Origin of the sequence: Flintibacter porci (assembly GCF_041925195.1) — a bacterium.
Lineage (GTDB): Bacteria > Bacillota > Clostridia > Oscillospirales > Oscillospiraceae > Lawsonibacter > Lawsonibacter porci.
In genome coordinates this window covers 1-2,242 of sequence record NZ_JBHEVB010000037.1, presented here as the reverse complement: position 1 = coordinate 2,242, position 2,242 = coordinate 1, and the positions used below count along the sequence as shown (strand labels likewise).

The following is a 2,242-nucleotide window of genomic DNA, read 5'->3' as shown; positions in this document are numbered from 1 at the left end:
GAGCTTAAGGTATTCAGTACCGAAGGCGAAGCGAGAGCGAGTCTGAATAGGGCGACTGAGTTGCGTGCAATAGACCCGAAACCAGGTGACCTATCCATGGGCAGGTTGAAGTGGGGGTAAAACCCCATGGAGGACCGAACCGACCCCCGTTGCAATGGTGGCGGATGACCTGTGGATAGCGGAGAAATTCTAATCGAACTTGGAGATAGCTGGTTCTCCCCGAAATAGCTTTAGGGCTAGCGTTAGTTTAGATTACCGGAGGTAAAGCACTGAATGGGCTAGGGGCTGATAAAGTTACTGAACCCTATCAAACTCTGAATGCCGGATAATTGATGACTAGCAGTCAGACTACGTGAGATAAGTCTCGTGGTCAAAAGGGAAACAGCCCAGACCCACAGCTAAGGTCCCAAAGATACGCTAAGTGGAAAACGATGTGGAATTGCGAAAACAACCAGGATGTTGGCTTAGAAGCAGCCACTCATTAAAAGAGTGCGTAATAGCTCACTGGTCGAGTGATTCTGCGCGGAAAATGTAACGGGGCTAAGCGTAACACCGAAGCTTGGGATGCAGCAATGCATGGTAGGGGAGCGTCGAATGAGGGGTGAAGTCGTAGCGGAAGCAGCGGTGGACTTCATTCGAGTGAGAATGCCGGAATGAGTAGCGAGAATTATGTGGGAATCATAATGGCCGAAAATCTAAGGTTTCTTGGGGAAGGTTCGTCCGCCCAAGGTAAGCCGGGAGCTAAGGCGAGGCCGCGAGGCGTAGTCGATGCACATACGGTTGAAATTCCGTAGCCACCGAAACTTAAGCTAGAAGGACACTTGGAGCTATCCAGACCCGGGCGTTGGTTGACCCGGGCGTAAGGGACCGAAATTAAGTAGGGAAGCTGGAGAATGACGAGGCGAGAAAAGTTCTAGTGTATGCTAAGGTGCCCGTACCGCAAACCGACACAGGTAGATGAGGAGAGAATCCTAAGGCCAACGGGAGAAGGGTTGTTAAGGAACTCGGCAAAATTACCCCGTAACTTCGGGATAAGGGGAGCTCCGAAAGGAGCCGCAGAGAATAGGCCCAAGCGACTGTTTACCAAAAACACAGGTCTATGCTAAATCGAAAGATGACGTATATGGGCTGACGCCTGCCCGGTGCTGGAAGGTTAAGAGGAGGGCTTAGCGCAAGCGAAGGTCTGAATTGAAGCCCCAGTAAACGGCGGCCGTAACTATAACGGTCCTAAGGTAGCGAAATTCCTTGTCAGGTAAGTTCTGACCCGCACGAATGGCGTAACGATTTGGGCGCTGTCTCAACAGCCCACCCGGCGAAATTGTAGTACCGGTGAAGATGCCGGTTACCCGCAACTAGACGGAAAGACCCCATGGAGCTTTACTGTAGCTTAATACTGAGGATTGGTAAATGATGTACAGGATAGGTGGGAGACTTGGAAGCCAGGGCGTCAGCTTTGGTGGAGTCACCCTTGGGATACCACCCTTCATTTGCTGGTTTTCTAACCTGCGGCCGTGAATCCGGTCGGGGGACACTGTTAGGTGGGCAGTTTGACTGGGGCGGTCGCCTCCTAAAAGGTAACGGAGGCGCTCAAAGGTTCGTTCAGCACGGACGGAAATCGTGCAGTGAGTGTAAACGCATAAACGAGCCTAACTGCGAGACCGACGGGTCGGGCAGTAACGAAAGTTGGAGTTAGTGATCCGGCGGTATGTGAGTGGAAATGCCGTCGCTCAACGGATAAAAGCTACCCTGGGGATAACAGGCTGATCTCCCCCAAGCGTCCACAGCGACGGGGAGGTTTGGCACCTCGATGTCGGCTCGTCACATCCTGGGGCTGAATTCGGTCCCAAGGGTTCGGCTGTTCGCCGATTAAAGTGGCACGCGAGCTGGGTTCAGAACGTCGTGAGACAGTTCGGTCCCTATCTGTTGCGGGCGTAAGAGATTTGAAGGGAGCTGTCCTTAGTACGAGAGGACCGGGATGGACAGACCTCTGGTGCACCAGTTGTCGTGCCAACGGCACAGCTGGGTAGCTACGTCTGGACGAGATAAACGCTGAAAGCATCTAAGCGTGAAACTCCCCCTAAGATAAGATCTCTCATCCGAAAGGAGTAAGGCTCGACGTAGACTATGTCGTTGATAGGTCGGAGGTGGAAGTGCTGCGAGGCATGTAGCTGACCGATACTAATAAGCCGAGGGCTTGACCTAAAAGGTCAAAGAAGGATGCAGGCGCTTGTAAGCGATGGAA

Annotated in this window: 1 rRNA gene; it reads left to right on the top strand. The window is 52.6% G+C overall.

Annotated features, from left to right (window positions below):
- A 23S ribosomal RNA gene (locus ACEVJL_RS16730) occupies positions 1-2,202 on the top strand; the annotation flags it as partial.
- Positions 2,203-2,242 lie beyond the last annotated feature (40 nt).